The 19491-nt window shown below is 68.4% G+C and carries 9 protein-coding genes; 4 read left to right on the top strand and 5 right to left on the bottom strand.

Going from position 1 to position 19491, the window contains the following annotated elements; genetic code table 11:
- Positions 1-9 precede the first annotated feature (9 nt).
- From KP004_RS00140 to KP004_RS00125, 4 genes are read left to right on the top strand one after another with little or no spacing between them, the layout of a single operon-like run.
- Positions 10-4707 carry a glycosyltransferase gene (locus KP004_RS00140; protein WP_216800393.1) on the top strand — a complete coding sequence of 1566 codons (4698 nt, stop codon included), beginning with the start codon at positions 10-12 and terminating at the stop codon, positions 4705-4707.
- Positions 4704-8600 carry a glycosyltransferase gene (locus KP004_RS00135; RefSeq protein ID WP_216800392.1) on the top strand — a complete coding sequence of 1299 codons (3897 nt, stop codon included), beginning with the start codon at positions 4704-4706 and terminating at the stop codon, positions 8598-8600. The genes KP004_RS00140 and KP004_RS00135 overlap by 4 nt, the downstream gene beginning before the upstream one ends.
- Positions 8597-11908 carry an O-linked N-acetylglucosamine transferase family protein gene (locus KP004_RS00130; protein WP_216800391.1) on the top strand — a complete coding sequence of 1104 codons (3312 nt, stop codon included), beginning with the start codon at positions 8597-8599 and terminating at the stop codon, positions 11906-11908. The genes KP004_RS00135 and KP004_RS00130 overlap by 4 nt, the downstream gene beginning before the upstream one ends.
- Positions 11909-11910: 2 nt before the next feature.
- Positions 11911-13683: an O-linked N-acetylglucosamine transferase, SPINDLY family protein gene (locus KP004_RS00125; protein WP_216800390.1), complete on the top strand. Its 1773-nt coding sequence runs from the start codon at positions 11911-11913 to the stop codon at positions 13681-13683.
- 221 nt (positions 13684-13904) lie between these two features.
- On the opposite strand, the gene flaF is transcribed toward KP004_RS00125, so the two are convergent.
- From flaF to KP004_RS00100, 5 genes are all read right to left on the bottom strand, one after another.
- On the bottom strand, positions 13905-14294 hold the full coding sequence (flaF, locus tag KP004_RS00120; RefSeq protein WP_216800389.1) for a flagellar biosynthesis regulator FlaF: 390 nt from the start codon (positions 14292-14294) through the stop codon (positions 13905-13907).
- On the bottom strand, positions 14284-14673 hold the full coding sequence (locus KP004_RS00115; RefSeq protein WP_216800388.1) for a flagellar biosynthesis repressor FlbT: 390 nt from the start codon (positions 14671-14673) through the stop codon (positions 14284-14286). The genes flaF and KP004_RS00115 overlap by 11 nt, the downstream gene beginning before the upstream one ends.
- A 5-nt stretch (positions 14674-14678) precedes the next feature.
- The gene (locus KP004_RS00110; protein ID WP_216800387.1) at positions 14679-15422 is read right to left on the bottom strand and encodes a hypothetical protein; all 744 of its coding nucleotides are present in this window, start codon (positions 15420-15422) and stop codon (positions 14679-14681) included.
- A 59-nt stretch (positions 15423-15481) separates the two neighbouring features.
- Entirely contained in the window at positions 15482-16300 is an 819-nt protein-coding gene (locus tag KP004_RS00105) for a flagellin N-terminal helical domain-containing protein (RefSeq protein WP_216800386.1), read from the bottom strand.
- 218 nt (positions 16301-16518) lie between these two features.
- Positions 16519-19491: a tetratricopeptide repeat protein gene (locus tag KP004_RS00100; protein ID WP_216800385.1), complete on the bottom strand. Its 2973-nt coding sequence runs from the start codon at positions 19489-19491 to the stop codon at positions 16519-16521.

The following is a 19491-nucleotide window of genomic DNA, read 5'->3' as shown; positions in this document are numbered from 1 at the left end:
GACCTTTTCATGAAACAACCACTGGTCACCATAGGCGTGGCGCTGTACAACGACGAAAAGCACGTGCGGCGCACGCTGGACTGCATCCTGGCCCAAAGCCACCAGAACCTCGAGATCCTGGTCTCGGACGACTGCTCGCAGGACGGCACCGCGGAGATCTGCCGCGAGTACGTGCAAAAGGACAGCCGCATCAGCTTCATGAGCCAGCGCCGCAACCTGGGCTCCCTGGCCAACCACGAGCTCCTCTTCAACCTCAGTTCCGGGGAGTACTTCATGTGGTGCAACGGCCACGACTGCTTCGACGCCGACTACATCGAGAGCTGCGTCGCGGCGCTGGAGGCCGACCCCGAACTGGTACTGTGCTACAGCAAGACCGTGCGCCACGACTACCACGACCGGGAGCAAACCGAGCTGTTCGACGCCCTGGACACCCGCGGGCTCGACCTGCTGCAGCGCTTCCAGGCGATCTTCTCCGCAGTGGTCAAAAACGCCTGCATGTTCTACGGGGTGTTCCGCTCCGAGGTGCTCAGGAAGTCGAAACGGCACAGACGGACCATCGGGGGCGACCTGATCTTCATCAACGAGATCGGCCTTTTGGGGCACGTCCTGCAGCTTGGGGGGACCACCTTCCACCGCTACGCCATGCGTCCCCCCTCCGCGACCGACGACGGCACCGACCGCTGGATGGAGCTGATCGTACAGCCCCGCGGCCACAAACTGGAGACCATCACCCCGTGGCTCAACATGGGGTACGAATACCTCACCATGATCGCCGACTCGGGGCTCCCCGCCGAGCAGCAGGGGGCGCTCCTCCCGGCGGCGGTGCAGATGCTGAACCACGTCTTCGGCGGGCAGTTCCGCGCCGAGACCGAGCAGCGCCTCCTGCAGGTGGATCCCTCCGGCGTCGCCGACCCCGTCGGCCGCAACTTCTACCTCACCGAGATCGTCCACAACCTGAACCGGGCCCGCTTCTTCTACCCCGACAAGGAGAGCATCGACCGGGCGCTGCAGCGCTGCCTGGAGCTCGCCCGGCAGGCGGACCGGCAACCGTCGGCGCCCTCCACCGCGGCCGTCCCCCGCGCCGCGCAGGGCGTCCCGGAGCGCGGTGAGTCCGTGCAACCGGGCCCGCCCGAGGCGCGCGGCGAGGTCCGACTGAGCTTCGTGATCATCGTGCTGAACGGCATGCCCTTCCTGGAGTACTGCATCAACGCGCTGTACGACATCGCCCACGAGATCATCGTGGTCGAGGGGGCGGTGCAGAGCTGCAGTTTCGCCGCGAACGCCGACGGCAGCTCCCGCGACGGCACGGTGCAGTACCTGAAGAACCGCCCCGACCCGCAGGGCAAGCTGCGCCTGATCCAGGGGCTTTGGCCGGAAAAGGTGCACATGCAGAACGCGGCGCTGGAGCTCGTCACCGGCAACTACGTCTGGCTGGTCGACTCCGACGAGATCTACAAGCGCGAGGACCTGGCCACCATCAAGTCGCTTTTGGAGCAGACCCCTTCCATCACCCAGGTGAACTTCATCCCGGACAACTTCTGGAAGGGGGTCGACACCATCTTCGTCTCGCAGCAGTTCTTCGAGACCGGCTGCCACTACCGCCGCCTGTTCAAGTACGTGCCGGGCGCCCGCTTCACCAGCCACCGCCCCCCCACCCTGGTCTGGCCCGGCGAGGAGAAGAGCACCGAACAGATGGAGCTGATCGGCGGCAAGGTGACCCGCGCCATGGGGGTCATCATCTACCACTACAGCTACGTGCTCGACTCCCAGGTGCAGCAGAAGATCGAACTGTACAACCGCTACGGCTGGGGCGAAGGGTGGCGCATCGACCTCAACGAGTGGTACCGGGAGTGCTTCCTGAAGTGGACCCCGGAGAACGCCCGGGAGATCGAGGCGCGCTACCCGGTCTGGACCGGCGACCGCAATTCCAAAACGCTTCCCTTTTCCGGCACCCATCCCGAGGACATGCGCGATTACATCCAGAACGCCAGGCGCGAGGCGGCGGCCGCCGGGAAAGGGAAGGGGCGCTTCAAGATCGCCGGGGAGCACCAGGAGGACCTCGACCTTACCAAGGTAGGAACCGACTCGGACTTCGCGGGAAGCATCGCCCAGATCTTCAGGGAGCACCGCCCGAAGAAGATCATCGAAACCGGCACCTACCACGGCGAAGGGACCACCCGCGTCATCACCTCGACGCTGAAGCAGCAAGGAATTGACGCGACCTTCTTCTCCATCGAGTGCAACCCGCAAAACCACGCCATCGCCAGGGAAAACCTGAGGCGAAGCGGGCTTTTGCCCCATGTCAGGCTCCTAAACGGCATCTCGACGCCGCGCGCCTTCCTGCCGACCTACCAGGAGATCGAGAAAAAGTACGTCCGCAACCTGGAGCAGCTCGACTTCGACGACGTCTTCATCGACCACCAGGAGCACCAGCGTGCCCTCCTGTACTACAAGGAAACCGACTTCTCCGGCGTCCCCGAGGACCTGCTCGGCGCCTGCCTTGCCGAGTTCGACAACCGCCCGGACTTCGTGCTCCTGGACAGCGGCGGCCACATGGGGAACGTGGAGTTCAACTACCTGATCCAGAAGCTCGAGGGACCCTGCTTCGTGGCGCTGGACGACATCTACCACATAAAGCACCACGAGAGCTTCCGCCAGATGCAAAAGGACCCGCGCTTCAAGATCGTGGTGTCGTCGCGCGAGAAGTTCGGCTTCTGCATCGCCTACTTCACGCCGCAGACGCCGCAGCGGATTCTCTGGCTGCGCGCCGATTCCATCGGCGACAACGTCCTTGCCTCTTCCATGCTCCCCCATGTGAAGTCGAAGTACCCGCAGGCAAGCATCACGGTGTTGTGCCAGCAGCACATAGCCGAACTTTACGAGGCCTGCCCCCTGGTCGACCAGGTGATCACCTTCGAACTGCGCCAGGCGCACGAAAGCGACGACTACCGCATGCTGATCGTCAAGAAGCTGCAGGGGGTGGGGGCCGATCTCCTCTTGAACTCGATCTACTCCCGCGACCCGCTCTACGACCTGTTCGCCATCGGCAGCGGTGCGCCGGAGAAAATCGCGCTCCAGGGGGACACCTGCAACATCTCGGAACAGGAGCGGCAGGAGACCAACCGCCACTACACCCGGCTCATCGCCTCGCCCGGCGAGTTGAAGCCGGAGCTTGAGCGGCACCGCGACTTCCTGCGCGGCCTGGGGATCGAGGCTCCCCCCCTGGGCCCGGTCATCTGGACCAGCGAGGCCGACGAGCGCTTCGCCGACGACTTCTTCCGGCAGCAGGGGCTCGCCGCCGAACGCTGCATCGCACTCTTCGCCGGCGCCCAGTCCATGCTGCGCACCTACGGCCATTACGGTAAGGCTCTCGCCGGCGTCTGCCGCGAAGGGGGATACACCCTCCTTGCCCTGGGAGCGGCGGCGGATTACGACCTGAACCAACTGAACCTCGTCGAGGCGCAGGCCCCTGGCATCAACCTGAGCGGCAAGCTGACCCTGCGCCAGACCGCGGCGCTCCTCAGGCGCTGCCGCCTGGCGGTCGGCGCCGAGACCGGCAACGCCCACATAGCCTGCGCGGTCGGCACCCCCAACGTGATCCTGGTGGGGGGGGGGCACTTCGGGCGTTTCATGCCCTACACCCCGCTCACCTCGGTGGCCTGCCTGCCGCTGGCCTGCTTCTTCTGCAACTGGGGCTGCAGGTACGGGCGCTCGCACTGCGTCAAGGACGTGGACCCCCGGGTCCTGGAGCAGGCCGTCAGGGAGACGCTGGCGACCGGGTCGGACCGGATCCGCATCTTCGCCGAGTCCTCCGAGCTCTGGAAACCGCTGCCGGGCGAGCCCGCCTGGGGGTGGCGCCCGGAACTTATGGGGGACTACCCGCACCAGGTGATCGAGGTGGGGGGCGCCCCCTCCGCCGCGCCGCGCCCCGCGACCTCCCAGCGCCCCATGCCGCGCATCTCCGTCGTGGTCCCCTCCTACAACTACGGCTGCTACCTGGAGGCGTGCCTCGACTCGATCCTGTCCCAGAACTACCCGAACCTGGAACTGATCGTCATGGACGGCGGGAGCACGGACGACACCGTCGAGATCCTGAAGCGGTACCAAAGCCGCATCGCCTACTGGCGCAGCGCCCCGGACGACGGGCAGTACAGCGCCATCGAGGAGGGGCTGAACCGGAGCACCGGCGAGATCATGGCCTGGCTCAACGCCGACGACATGTTCCACCCCGGCGTCTTCAGCGTGGTCGCCCGCATCTTCATGGAGCACCCGGAGGTGGAATGGCTGATGGGGAGACCCAACAGCTTCGACGAGAGCGGCCGGCAAAAGCACGTCTGCTCCTTTCTCCCCATGAATTCCCGCGCCAAGTACCTCGAGGACCAGGAGCTGATCCAGCAGGAAGGGACGTTCTGGCGGCGCGGCCTGTGGCAGAGAAGCGGCGCCTACATCCAGAAGGGGCTCGCCCTCGCCGCGGACCTCGAGCTGTGGGCCCGCTTCTTCAGGAGCGCCCGCCTCTACTCGGTGGATATCCCCATCGCCGGGTTCCGCGACCACCCGCTGCAGAAATCCAAGGACAAGGCGGGGTACACCGCCGAGGCGAACCGGGTGCTCGCCAGGGAGCGCGAGCTCTTTGAGGCGGAGCAGCACCCCTTCAGCCCGCCGGCCCCGCTTCCGATCCTCATCGAGGGCGACAGGGTGATCATGTGACGGCAGCAAAGCCCCGCAGATACCTGGTCTCCGCCATCGTCTCCACCTACAACGCGGAGCGCTTCCTGCGCGGCAAGCTCGAGGACCTGGAGGCGCAGACCATCGCGCCCGAGCTGGAGATCATCGTCATCGACTCCGCCTCGCCCGGCAACGAGCGCGCCATCGTGGAGGAGTTCCAGGGGCGCTACGACAACATCCGCTACCTGCGCACCGACAGGCGCGAGACGGTGTACCAGGCCTGGAACCGCGGCATCCGCATGGCAAAAGGGGAGTTCCTCGCCAACGCCAACACGGACGACCGGCTCAGGAAGGACGCCTACGAGGTCCTGGTGCGCGCGCTCAGGGAGCGCCCGGAGTGCATGGTCGCCTACCCTGACATGCGCATCACCAATGTGGAGAACGGCACCTTCGAGCGGCACCAGCGCCTTGGCTTTCGCGACTGGCCCGAGTTCGACCGGCTGGACCTCCTGGAGCTCTGCTGCGTCGGCCCCTTCCCGCTCTGGAGAAGGTCGCTGCACGACGATATCGGCTACTTCGACGAGCGCTTCAAGAGCGCCGCGGACTACGAGTTCTGGCTGCGCGCGGCGCTCAGGCACGAATTCGTCCACGTCCCGGAGTTCCTGGGGCTGTACTGGCTTTCCGAGGAGACCGTCTCCCGCAGGGGGGATCTCCCCACCCTGGAGTACATGGAGGTGCAGCGGGAGTACCGCGACCGCTACGCCCGGTTCGCGCCCGCGCCGGTGGAGCTTCAGCCGGACCAGTGGCAGGAGTTCGAGGCCCTGGCCGCGCGCGTGGAGGCGGGCGAGCCCGGCGTCTGCCCGGAGCTGGAGCGTTTCAGCAAGCGGCACCCGCGCGCGCCCCGCTTCCACCTGGAAGCGGCCCGCATCTTCTACAAGAAAGGGGAGATCGGCCACGCCAGGAAGTACTTCGAAAAGGCCGCCATCATCGCCCCCGGCTGCGATACCTACCGCGACAGCCTCCTCTCCTTCCTGAAGACCGAGCTTTACCAGGCGCTGCAGCACCAGACCGCGTTCCTGACGGCGGACCCGGACGACCTGGAGGCGCACCTGTGCGCGGGGATGATCCTCATCCTCATGGAGCGCTACCAGGCGGCCCTGCCGCACTACCGGCGCGCCCTGGAGGTGAATCCGGACTGCGCCCCGGCCCGGGAGAACGTCGCCTTCCTGGAGCGGGAGCTCCGCCCCAAGGTGCGCCCCCTGACCTCCATCGTGGTGCTCGCGGGCGACGACGCCGCCTGCACCCTCGAGTGCCTGGAAAGCGTCGAGCGGCACACCCCCGAGCCGCACGAGGTCGTCCTGGTCGCCCGCGGCGGCGACGCGGCCGCCCTGGCCCGGATGCAGGAATTCTGCACCGGGCGCGCCACCCACCTCTTCATCGACTGCGGAGAGCGCAGCGCGGCGGCCGCGTTCGGCGCCGGCCTGCACGAGGCGACCGGCAGGGAGCTGGTCCTTGTGCAGGGGGACGTCGTGGTCACCCGCGGCTGGCTCTCCCGCATGCTGGAGGCGCTGACCCGCGAGCCGGGGGCGGCGCTGTGCGGCCCCATCACCAACCTGGCCCACGGCGCGCAGGGGAGCGGCCGCCTCACCTACCGCACCCTCGCCGAGCTCGACCGCTGCGCCGATGACTTCGCCGACGCCCGCTACGGCCGCCGCATCGCGGTGCCGCGCCTGGCGGGCTTTTGCCTGTTGTTCCCGCGGGAGCTCTTGGACGAGGTCGGGGCGCCCGACGGCAGCTTCGCCTCGGACGCCTGGGCCGACGACTTCTGCCTGCGCGCCTGGCTTGAGGGGTACGGCTGCGTGGCGGCGGGAGACGTCTTCGTGCACCGCTACGGCAGCCGGGACGAAGCGCTCCTGATGCGCCGGGAAGCTCCGCTCTTGGACCGGAAGTGGGAACCGGGGGCCATCGAGCCGGGAATCGCCGCGCGGCTGGTACGGCGGCGGGCCGAGCTGGAGGGGGTGCGGCTCGCGCAGGCGGGACGACTGCGGCAGGCGGTGGACCTTCTCATCGAACAGGGGGTGCGCCTGGCCGACGGCGACCCGTCCCCCTACCTCGTCCTGGCCCGCGTGCTGGCCGAGGCGGGGCGGCACGGCGACGCCCTCGAGGTGCTGGGGCAGGCCCCGCCGGGGGACGCGCCGGCGACGCACCTGTTGCGGGTAGAGTGCCACCGGGCGCTGGGCGAGCGCGACCGGGCGCTGGCGGAGCTGGAGCGCGCCCTCCTCCTCGCCCCCGCCCTCCCCGAGGTCGCCGCGCTGCAGGGGGCGCTGGCCCTGGAGGGGGGAGAGACGGAACGTGCCGAAGAGCTGCTGCGCGACGCCCTGGTGGCCGACCCGGGGTGCGCCCGGGCCTACCCCCTCCTGGCGGGGATCATGTGGGAGCGGGGCGAACGGGAGCAGGGGCTCATGCTCGCCGAGCGGGGCTTCGTCCTGAACCCGCTGGAGCTCGCCGCGCTGTCGCGCTACCACGACTACGCCACCGCGCTGGACGCGCTGCCGCGGGAGGAGGAGCGCCTGCGCGAGGCGATCTCCCTCTACCCGGACCACAAGGGGCTCTGCTACGGCCTGATCGAGCTCCTGATCCGGAGCGCCCGCCACGGCGAGGCGATCCGGGAGATCGAGCGGGCCGCCGCCCGCTTCGGGCTGGACGAGGCCGGCATCGACGCCGCGCTTGAGATCCGTGTGCTGGCGGGCGACCCGCCCCCCGCGGCACGGGGCGCCGGCAGCGTCTCGCTCTGCATGATCGTCAAGAACGAGGAGCATAACCTCGCCGCCGCGCTCGACTCGGTGCGCGGGCTGGCCGACGAGCTGGTCGTGGTCGACACCGGTTCCACCGACCGGACCCGCGACATCGCCCGCATCTTCGGGGCGCGCCTGTTCGACTTTCCCTGGACCGGGAGCTTCGCCGAGGCCAGGAACTTCTCCCTCGCCAGGGCCGCGGCCGACTGGATCCTGGTGCTGGACGCGGACGAGGTGCTGGCCCACGACGACCTCGCGCCCCTGGCCGACCTCGCCGCGCGCGGGGAGAAGGTGGCCTGGTCCTTCACCACCCGGAACTACACCGACGAGATCGCCCGGCGCGGCTGGGTCGCCAACTGCGGCGAATACCCGGACCAGGAGCGTGGCCTCGGGTGGACGCCCAGCGACAAGGTGCGCCTGTTCCCCAACCTGCCGGGGCTTTGCTTCGAGGGGGCGGTGCACGAGCTCCTGGAGCCGGCCCTGGTCCGCGCGGAGGTCCCGATCCACGCCTGCGACGTCCCGGTGCACCACTACGGCAAGCTGGACCAGGCGTCCTGCCGGGCCAAGCAGGAGCTCTACTACCGCCTGGGGGTGCAAAAGCTCGAGGAGAGCGGCGCGAGCCACGAGGCGGTCGCGGAGCTAGCCCGCCAGGCCACGGAACTGGGGCTGTACCGGGAAGCGGAGGAACTCTGGCACCGGCTGCTCCGGGACAAGCCTGACCACGCCGAGGCCTGGTTCAACCTGGGCTACATCTACCTCACCTGCGGGGATTACGGCCGGGCCAAGGCCCATGCCCTGAAGGGGGCGGAGCTTGCCCCGGAGCTTAAGGAGGCCGCCTTCAACCTGGCCAAGTGCGAGCTCTACCTGGGTGACACCGGCACGGCGCTGGCGCGCTGCCGCGACATGCTGCGCACGTGGCCCGACTACCCGGCCGCCCGTTCCCTCCATGCCGTCTGTCTGCTGCTGGAGGGGGAGCGCGCGGCGGGCGAGGCCGAGGTGGCGCGCCTGGCGGCGCAGCACTTCGACTGCAGCGACTTTTTGAACGAGTACGCCGCCGGGCTCATGAGGGGGGCGCAGGGACACCTGGCCGCACCACTGACCGAGCTGGCCGCGCAGCTCCAGGCGGGGAGACGGCCATGACCGAGTCACAGAGTCTGAAAGAGGTCTTCGCGGCCGCCAACGCCCTGTTCGCCGCCGGCGACCTTTCCGGCGCCGCCGAACGCTACCGGCGCGTGCTGCAGCTCGACCCGTATTTCGCCCAGGCGAGCTTCAACCTGGGGTGCACCCTGGACCGGCTCTACGGGCCGGGGGAGGCGCTGCCGCACTTCGAGCGGGCGACGCAGCTGGCACCCCAGTGGAGCGAAGCGCACGGGAACCACGGTTTCGCCCTGGCCCGGCTGGGGCGCATGGAAGAGGCCGCGCAGGCGCTGGAGGAGGCCTGCCGCCTCGCCCCCGACAACGCGGGCTTGCGCAACAACCTCGGGCTCGCCCTGAGCGCCCTGGGGCGCGGCGAGGAGGCGCGGGACAGCTTCCTGGCGGCGATCCGCCTCGATCCCCGCTATCCCGACCCGCACAGCAACCTCGGCATCCTGCTCGAGCGCTTCGGCAACGGCGGCGCGGCGATCCGCTCCCTGCGCGAGGCGCTCAGGCTGCGCCCCAACTACCCCGAGGCGCACCACAACCTGGCCAACGTGCTCAAGTCGCAGGGGCGGCACCGGGAGGCGCTGGAGCACTACCGGGCGGCGCTGCGGCTGGCGCCGGACAACGCCGAGGTGCACAGCTCGCTGCTGTTCGCCCTGCTCTACCAGGCCGGCAGCGCCGAGGTGACCGTCTTCGCCGAGCATGCCGCCTTCGGCGCGGCACACCGCTTCCCCCCCCGGCGCCACGACAACGCGCCGGAGCCGGACCGGGTGGTGCACGTGGGGTACGTCTCCGCCGACTTCCGGGAGCACGCCGTGGCGCGCTTCATCGAGCCGGTGCTGGCCCACCACGACCGGGAGCGTTTCCGCGTCTTCTGCTACTCCAACGTCTCCGTCCCCGACGGGAAAAGCGCGCGCCTCGCCGCACGGTGCGACCGTTTCGTCAGCATCGCGGGGCTGCCGGACGACGCCGTGGACCGGCTCATCGCCGAGGACGGCATCGACATCCTGGTCGACCTCTCCGGCCACTCGGCGGGAAACCGGCTGCCGCTCTTCGCCCGCAAGCCGGCGCCGGTGCAGATCACCTGGATTGGCTACCCCTTCAGCACCGGGCTCACCACCATGGACTACCGCATCAGCGACGCCGTCTGCGATCCCCCCGGCGCCACCGAGCGCTACCACAGCGAGGAGCTGATCAGGCTGCCCGGCACCTTCTCCTGCTTCGCCCCCCCCGAGGAGGCACCTGCGGTTGCCGATCTTCCCTGCCTCGCCGCGGGACGGGTCACCTTCGGCTCCTTCAACAACCCCGCCAAGATCACGCCGGAGACCGTCGCCCTGTGGGCCGACGTGCTGCGCGCGGTGCCCGGCTCGCGCCTGCTGCTCAAGGGGTACTCCTTTGCCTGCCCCGAAACGAGGCAGCACCTGCTGGACGCCTTCGCCGAGCGGGGCATCGCCCCGGAACGGCTCGAGCTGACCGGCAACACCCCCTCCTACCGCGACCACCTCGCCCTCTACGGCCGGGTCGACCTCGCCCTGGACACCTTCCCCTACAACGGCACCACCACGACCTGCGAGGCGCTCTGGATGGGGGTCCCGGTGCTGACCCTCTCGGGGACGACGCACCGCTCGCGGGTGGGGGCGTCCCTGCTGCACGCCCTGGGGCTGGACGCCCTGGCGGTGCAGGAAGCGGGGGCCTTTGTTGCCGGCGCCGCGGCCCTCGCCCAGGACCGCGCCCGGCTCGGAGAGCTCAGGCAGACCCTGCGCGACCGGATGGCCGCCTCCCCCCTCACCGACGGCGCCGGATTCACCCGCACCCTGGAGGCCGCGCTGAGCGAGGTCTGGGAAAAGTGGTGCCGCAGCCATCCCGCCCCCGCCGCGGATCCGAGGGTCGAGGGGCGCGAGCTGTTGCGGCAGGGAGAGCCTGACTTAGCGCTGCAGCGCTTCCTGGAGGCCCTGCGCGGCGGGGAGCGGTCGGCGCTGGGCGATATCCAGGAGGCGCTGGACGCACTGACCGCGGCGGACCAGGCACGCGCCCTGGCACGCGAGGAGGGACGGGAGGAGAACGCCGAACCGATCGCGAGCGACACCCTGGCCGACTGCGCCGAGCTCCTCTGCAGCGCAGGGCTCGTGACCCCGGCGGACCTCATCTGCCGCTACCTCGGGGACCGCGGGTATCGAAGCCCACGCGTGAGCCGCACCCTGGGCGAAGTCGCCCTCGCCGTCGGACAGCCGGCCGCGGCGGTGGAGGCCTTCTCCCGCGCCCTGGAGCAGGGGGATGACTCGCGCGCCACCCGCATCCTGCTGGTGAAGGCGCAGGAGGGGGCGCAGCTCCCGGCGCCGGAAGCGAAGGGGGAGCGCCTTTTGCTGATCAAGGCCTGGGGCTACGGCTTCTGGAGCGACGTGAACCACGTGCTGGGGCAGCTCCTGCTCGCCGAGATCACCGGCCGCACCCCGGTGGTGCACTGGGGGGCCAACTCGCTCTTCAGCGACGATCCGCTGGAGAACGCCTTCAACCGTTTCTTCGAGCCGGTCTCCACGGTCACCATGAACGACCTGATCTCGCGCCGGCGCAGCTTCTATCCGCCCAAGTGGCAGCGCGACAACGTGCGCCACGAGAACCTCGCCAAGTTCGACGGCCCCTGGTCCCGCTGTTCCGCGCTCTGGAGCCTCGAGCGCCAGGAAGAGGTCGTGGTGAGCGATTTCCACTACGCGGTCAACGACTTGGCCCCCTGGATCCCGGCCGGTCATCCGCTGCACGGGCTCAGCACGGCCGAGCTCTACCTCTACCTGTACCGGCGCTACCTCGCCGTGCAGCCGCGCATCCTGGAACGGGTGGACGCCTTTTACCGCGAGCACCTGGCCGGCGCGCCCGCGCTCGCGCTGCACGTGAGAGGTGGCGACAAGGTCGGCGAGGACCCCGGCCTCGCCCGGCTGAACGCCCTCTACCTTCCCGAGCTGGAGCGGCTTTTGCGCGACCAGCCGCAGGCGCGCATCTTCCTCAGCACCGACGACGACAGGATCCTCGCGCAGTACCGCGAGCGCTTCGGGAGCCGGCTCGTCTACACCGTCTCGACCCGCACCGCCAACCTGCAGGGGGTGCACTACCAGAAGCAGGCGAGCCGCCGGGCGCTGGGGGAAGAGGTACTCATCGACACCCTGCTCGCCGCCCGCTGCGACCGCTTCCTGGGCAACGGGCTCTCCAACGTCTCGCTCGCCGTGGCGCAGATGAAGACCTGGGCGCCGGGCACCTGCCGGCTCTTCGGCACCCGGCTCGACTACCTGCGCCAGCTCACCCTGTACCGGAGGTGACCATGGCCTCGGAGCAATCGGCACCAAGCCAGGCACAGCTCAAGTACGTGGAACTCCTGCTGCGCAAGGGGATGCAGGAGGAGGCGCGCGCCCGGCTCGAAGAGCTGGTGCGCCAGGAACCCGGCTGCGCCGGCGCCTGTTACCTGTTGGCGGTGCTCAAAGGGGAAGACGGCCTGCCGCGGGAGGCGGCCGAGCTGCTGGCCCGGACGCTCGCGCTGGAGCCGGAGAACACGAAGGCCCTGAACGCCCTGGGGGGCGCGCTGCGGCAGCTCGGTGAGCTGGAACGGGCAGCGGCGGCCTTCGCCGCCGCGCTGCGGGTCGACCCCTCTTTCAGCGAGGCCCGCATCAACCTCGCCCTGCTCCTGAAGGAGGCGCTGCGCCTGAGCGAGGCCGAGCTGGTGCTGCGTGAAGGGATCGAGCTCGCCCCCGACTCGGTGCGCCTCACCTACAACCTCGCCAACGTGCTGCACGCGCAGGGGAGGAGCCTCGAGGCGGTGGCGGCCTACCGGGAGACGCTGCGTCTCGACCCGGACCACCTGGACGCCCGGCAGAACCTCCTCTTCGCCCTGCACTACGCGCCGCAGTTCAGCCGGCGCCATATTTACGCCGAGCACTTGAGCGCGGCGCGCAGCCGCCCCTTCCGCCCGCCCCGGGAACCGGACCACGTCCGTCCCGCTCCCGGCGACCGCATCAGGATCGGCTACCTCTCCCCCGACTTCCGGGGGCACGCCGTGGCGAGCTTCATCGAGCCGGTGCTCAGGCAGCACGACCGCGACCGCTTCGAGATCTTCTGCTACGCGAACGTCGCCACGCCCGACGCGACCACGCAGCGCCTGCAGGGGGTCGCCGACCAGTGGCGCGACATCCACGGCCTCACCGACCACAACGCCGCCGCCCTGATCGCCCGGGACGGCATCGACATCCTGTTCGACCTGGCGGGGCACACCTCCGGCAGCCGGCTCCCCGTCTTCTGCCGCCGTCCCGCCCCGATCCAGGTCACCTGGATCGGCTACCCGGACACCACCGGCCTGAAGGCCATGGACTACCGCATCACCGACGCCCTGGCCGACCCGCCGGGGGCGGGAGACCGCCTGCACAGCGAGCGGCTGCTGCGGCTCCCCCGCTCCTTCTGCTGCTACCTCCCCCCGGCCGAGGCCCCGGACCTGGTTCCGCCCCCCTGCGGCGCCAACGGCTACATCACCTTCGGCTCGTTCAACAACCTCTCCAAGGTCACCCCGGAGATGATCGCGCTCTGGGGCCGCCTGCTGCGGGAGGTCGCCGACGCGCGCCTGCTCCTGAAGGCGAAGCCGCTGGCGGACCAGGGGGTGCGCCGGCGCATCCTGGACCGGTTCCGGGAGCAGGGGGTGGCGGCCGGGCGTATCGAGCTCGACCCGGGCCAGCCCGGCACCCGGGAGCACCTGGAGCAGTACCGGCGCGTCGACATCGCGCTGGACACCTTCCCCTACAACGGCACCACCACGACCTGCGAGGCCCTCTGGATGGGGGTCCCGGTGATCTCGCTCTCCGGCGAGCGCCACTGTTCGCGCACCGGCGCGAGCCTGCTCACCAACTGCGGCCTGGCCGACCTGGTTACCCAGAGCGAAGCGGCCTTCGTGGACATGGCGCGCCAGGTGGCGCGCGACCGGGAGACGCTGCGGGAGTTCCGGGCGGGTGCCCGTGAGAGACTGCGGCGCTCGCCGCTTCTGGATGCGGTGGGGGTCACGCGGGAACTGGAAACGGTGCTGGCCGAGCTTTGGGCGACGTCGCGCCGGTAGGGGTAGCAGGCAGCTGACCGCAGGCGTAAGCGTAGGGGCGAATGATCATTCGCCCTGCTCCGTCGGGAGCGCGCTGTTCGTCATCTTTGGGAAGGAAGGTGGAGGAGGAGCCTTCAAGGCACGGGGAAGGTGGCGCGGGGGCGCCGCGAGAGAACTGCGGCCAGGACGTCATCGAGGGGGACCACCGTGCGGCGATCCCCCCCGAAGAGCAGCTCCTGCCTCTAACCTGCGGCCTCGGGATTGGTCCTCAGGCCCGCGGCGATGTTGAAGTTGATGTCGATGACGATGGAGAGTTTTTCCGCCGTCGGGAAAGCCATCACCTCGAAGAACCTCTTGTCGACGAAGAGGCTCAGGTTCAACAGGTCCTCCCTCAGCTTCTTGGGCATCGGGTGGCCCGGTTCGGTAAGCTCGGCCTGGAAGAAGCTCCAGACCTTCTGGTTGTACTTTATCGCCTCCAGCATCTTGGCTTCGCGGTCCGGGGCATCCCAGTTCTCCTGGACGGCTTTCAGCATCAGCCCCGCCTTGGTCAGCACGGAGGCTTCGAGCTCGCGTCCCGACATGCTCTCCTTCTGGATACCGACGTACTCCTTGATCGCGTTGTTAGTTTGCATTTTTCAGTAGCTCCTCTTCGTACTCGATGAGATTCTTCGCAAGTTTGAGTGCCTGGTAGTACTGCCCGGCCTCGATCCGTTCGTTCAACTGCTCGATGTAGGTCCTGGTGCTGGGGGCCGCCCTCAGTATCTCGGTCGCCAGTTCCGAGTACGCCTTGACGTAGTTCGGGACGTTGGGCTCGTCGATGTACATGAGCTGGATGGTGAAGTAGACCCGTTTGCAGGGCGTGGTGATGTCCTTCTCGCCCAGGATGTCCTTCTCGCGCAGTATGGGGACCGTGTTCTCGATGAAGAGAACCGTCCCCTTGCCGCCGTTTCTGACCACAGCGCCGCCCACGATTAGCCGCTCGTTGCTCTTCAAGGTAATTTTTAGGGACATATCGGTTAACTCAACCCTTTCAGGAATTGAGGGTGCTGTAACGTCACCCCCTGAGTAACCGATTCTGCAAATTGCTGGCCAATCTCGACACTTTTTTCCGCCGCGCGCGATTCGGTGGCGATCGGCTCGAAAGCCTGTGTTTCCGCGCCCTTGGGCGTGGAGAACATGCCGGCGAAGCGCCCGCTGCGCACGAAAGCCGCCGTATCAGCGGCTATGGCGGTCCGCATCGACTGCAGCGACTGCGCCGCCGCGTCAAGTTTGTCCACGTGGTCAGCAATTTGACTGTCGTCCGCGTTCATACCGAGCGGTTCGGGAAGCGTCACCTCTTTGGGGGCCTCGACAACGGAGGGAGGAGGAGGAAAGGTGAGCTGGTCGATCTCCTTGCGAAGCGACGTGTAGCTCCTGAGGAGTTTGACCCTTTCCTTGTCTTGCGGTGCGAAGGGAGGAAAATTTTTAACTATCGTTTCGAGAGGTTCCTTCAGCTTGTCAATCTTTTGACCCAACTCCTGGGCCGCCTTGTCGGTCTCCCTGATGGCGGCTGCGGCGCTGTTTTGCCGCTCGTTTTGCAGACGGATGTCCGCCAGCTTCTTGTCCCCCGGCACCGAAACGAGCACCTGGTCTACGATCTGCGGCTCTTCGGGCCTTTGTTTTTCTGAAGGGGGAATCTGGGCAGGGCTGGAGGGGGAGTTGGGTTGGGATGCGGCAGACGGGAGGGGAACGCTCTCGGCTTGCAATCGATCGATCAACATGTGTCACCCCCGGCGAAGAGGGATTGCGGAGCGGGTTACCCCGCTCCGCAAAGCTAGGGTTAGAACAGTCTGAGCACTGCCTGGGCTGCCTGCGAGGACATCGAGAGCGAGGTGGTACCCAAGCTCTGACGAGTCTGCAGCATCAGCATGTTGGCACCTTCCTGGTTCATGTCGGCCAGGGTCAGGTTGTCAGCGCCGGTCTGCAGGGTGTTGATCATCGAGTCCGTGAAGTTCTGACGGGTGGTGATGATGTTCAGGTTCGCCGCCAGGGTCTGGGTGTTGGACCTCAGGGTCGAGATCGCGGTGTCCATGTTGGCCGTGTCGGTGGTGATGTCCGAGTTGGTCGACCATGCGCCGCTGGCGCCGGTGAGGCTCAGACCGGTGGAGTTGGCCAGGAAGCCGACGACGTCGAGGCTGGAGCTCGCATCTTCGTTGAAGTTTACGGTCAGGGTGTTGGTGGAGCTCAGCAGGTTCAGACCACGGTAACCGGAGTCAGAGGAGATGTTGTCGATCTGGCTACGAATGGTGTCGTACTGGGTCGCCAGTTTGGACCTGGTCGAGGTGTCGCTGGTGGAGAGGGCGGATTGCGCGATACCTTTTGCTGCGTTGATCAGGCCGGTGATGGCGGTGATACCTGCGTTGGTAGCCGAAACCGTCTGAACCGCCTCGGACATGCCGTCCTTACGGTCAGCGAGGTCGCTGGCGCGCTGGTTTGCGTTCTGCGCTGCGAAGTAGTTGGTCGGGTTGTCGAGAGCGCTGTTGACCTGCTTGCCGGAGGAGAGCCTCTGCTGGGTCCTGTTCAGGAGCTGGCTGGTCTGTTGGAGGTTGAGAAGGTTGGTCCTCATGCCTGCGGTGAGAGAGATGTCGCTAGTTGCCATGGTACTTCTCCTTTTCTGGGTGTTTGCCGGCATTCTTGCCGGGTTGAAAACCGTGTCGATGCTGTCTTCTTCGGTATCGGGCATCCTGCCCTACGGCGAGTAACTGATGAATTTCACCCCCTCATCGCCGGCGCGTCCTGCGCGTTTGTAAAGAATATCGACACGGCGCCCCCAGAACTTTAACGGAAAAGCGCCACCTTACGATTATTTTTGTCAAATTATTGGCAGCTCAACCTCTCTGCCAGGGCGCCCCGGATGCGGCCCATCACGCCGGGCCAGTCGCCGGGGTGGCGCTGGCGGAAGATCCGCATGGTGGGGTACCAGGGTGAGTCCTCGCGCTCGGCGAACCAGCGCCAGTCGCAGGAGTAGGGAAGCAACAGCCACACCGGCAGTCCCATGCCGCCGGCCAGGTGGGCAGCGGCCGTGTCCACGGTGATGAGCAGGTCGAGTCCGGCCAGGATGGCGGCGGTGTCGCCGAAGTCCTTGATCTGCGCCGCGAGATCGACGGCGGGGAGTATGCCGGGGTCCGGGGCCTCGCCCAGCTGCAGGGAATAAAAGAGCACACCCGACATATCGGCAAGAGGGGCGAATTCCTGGAAGGGGCAGGCGCGGTTCCTGGGGAGCGGCCCTCCGCGCCACACCAGCCCCACCTTGAGCGTCCTCCCCTCGTCGAGCATGAGGCTCCAGAGCGTGGCACGCCGCTCCTCGGGGAAGAGGTAGGGGTGCCACGGGGGCATCTGCTCCAGGGTGGTGCCGAACAGGTGCGGCAGGGACAGGAGCTGGACCTGGCAGTCGCAGGGGGGAAGCTCATCGCCGGGGGCGCACACCGCCGCGACGCCGGGGACGCGGGACAAAAGGGGCTTAAGGCCCGCCATCTGGCAGCGCAGCACCACCTTCGCTCCCCGCTGCGCCACCAGGGGCGCGTAGCGGATGAACTGCAGCGTGTCCCCCAGCCCCTGCTCGCACTGAAGGAGGATGGTGCGTCCGGAAAGCTCCTCGCCGCGCCAGACCGGGAGGGCCAGCTCGGGCTCGCATCCCGCCAGGCGCCACTCGTACTCGCGCCAGCCGCGCTCGAACTCCCCAACCGAAAGGAGGCTCAGGGCCAGGTTCCAGTGCGCCTCGGGGTGCTCCGGCGCGAGACGCAGCAGTTCCTCGTAGGTGTCGATGGCCCGGCGCGGCTGCATCAGGTCCTGGTAGGCGGTGCCGAGGTTGATGCGCGCCTCGAAGTAGCCCGGATCGAGGGCGATGGCGCGGCGGTACAGCTCGACCGCCTGCGCCGGCTCCTCCAGCACCTGCAGGCAGGCGCCCAGGTTGACGTAGGCGGGAAGGTAGTCGGGGTTCAGCTCGACCGCCCGCCGGAACAGCGGCTCGGCCGCGTCGTGCTCGGCGCGACCGACCAGCAGCGTCCCCAGGTTGTTGTAGGCGTCGGCGAGGTGCGGCTTCAGCTCCAGGGCGCGCCGGTAGCTCGCCTCCGCCTCGGCCGACAGCCCCTGGTCCTGAAGGGCGAGCCCCAGGTTGTTGTAGATCTCGGCACAGTCGGGAAGTCGGGCCAGGAGGGCGCGGTACCGCTCGATGGCGCCGCGCAGGTCCCCGGCGCCCCTGAGGCGGTTCGCCTCGCGGAACAGCAGGTTCGGGTCCTCTCCGGCGGCCGCGGTGGTCGAGACGATGCCGCGGGCCACCGCCTCGGCCACCGGCTGCCACTGTCCGGGGGCCTCCTGGCGGTGCAGGGTGACGCTTTCATACCAGGGGGAATCGGAGCGGCCGTAGAGCCAGCGCCAGTCGCAGGAGAAGGGGAGCAACAGGTGCACCGGCTTACCCATCGCCGCGGCCAGGTGCGCCACGGCCGTGTCCACCGACACCACCAGGTCGAGCCGGTCGAGGAAGGCCGCGGTATCGGCGAAGTCCCCGATCTCCCCGGTGAGGTCGACGAGCTTGCCCCCGCCGCGCAGCGCGGCCAGGTCGTCGGGGCGGGCCCCCAGTTGCAGGTTGTACAGGGTCACCCCCGGCAGGGATGAGAGCGGGGCCAGGGCGCCCGCGGGAAGCGAGCGGTAGCGGTCCCGCTTGTACCCCGCGCTGCCGGCCCAGACCACCCCGACCTTGAGCTCCCCTCCGGGAGGGACGAGGTCGCGCCACCTGGCGCCGCGGACGGGGTCGGTCCTGAGCGGCGGGCTCTGCGGGGGGATGTCCTGCAGCGTGGTCCCGAGCAGATGCGGCAGGCTCATCAGGTAGACGAAGGTGTCGAATTCGGGAGGGGGGTCACCGGCGGCAAAGAGGGCGATCTCCTCCCCCTGGGCCGCGAACAGCGCCAACAGTTCACGGCGGCACTCGAGCACCACCCGCTCCCCGCGGCGCGCCAGGAGCTGGGCGTAGCGGAAGAACTGGATGGCGTCGCCGAACCCCTGCTCGGCGCGCACCAGCAGGGTCCGCCCGGCGAGGGGAGCGCCGTCCCACATCGGCCGCCCCAGGAATTCGGCGGCGAAGTTCCCCGCGGGATCCTTGAGACGCCACTGGTACTCGCGCCACCCCTCCCGGTAATCGCCTGCTACGAGGAGGGTGAGGGCCAGGTTCCAGTGGGCGTCGACGCTCTCGGGGTCGAGGTCGAGGGCCACGCGCAGGACGGAGAGGGCATCGTCGAACCGGTTCAGGGCGAGCAGCGAGCCGCCGAGGTTCACCCACCCCTTCAGGTGGTCCGGCTGCAGCTCGACCACCTTGTGATAGCAGCGCGCCGCCCCTTCCCACTCCCCCTGCGCCCGCAGCGCGTGCCCCAGGTGATAGTAGGCGCTGGTGTAGCCGGGATCGAGGGCGATGGCGTCGCAGAAGCGGGCAACCGCCTCGTCGTAGCGCTCCAGCTTCAAGAGCGCGTTACCGAGGTTCCCCAGCGCCTCCGGGTAATCGGGTTTCAGCTCTAGGGCCCGGCGGTAGCGCCCGGCCGCCTCCTCGTAGCGCCCCAGGTCCTCAAGGACCACCCCGAGGTTGTTATTCAGCTCGGCCTGGGCGGGATCGAGCTGCGCCGCGCGGGAGAAGCTCTCCAGGGCCTCCTCGGTGGCGCCGCGCAGGCGCGCCAGGGCGCCGGAGAGGGTGAGCAGGTCCACGTTGTCCGGCTCGTCCAGCAACAGCCCGCGGCAGAGTTCCCGGGCCTCGTCGACACGGTTTTCCGCCAGCGCCCGGTTCAGTTCGTCAAAGCGATGCAT

The organism is Geomonas oryzisoli (genome assembly GCF_018986915.1).
In the GTDB taxonomy this organism is placed as follows: domain Bacteria; phylum Desulfobacterota; class Desulfuromonadia; order Geobacterales; family Geobacteraceae; genus Geomonas; species Geomonas oryzisoli.
This window is presented reverse-complemented; position numbering and strand designations above follow the sequence as displayed.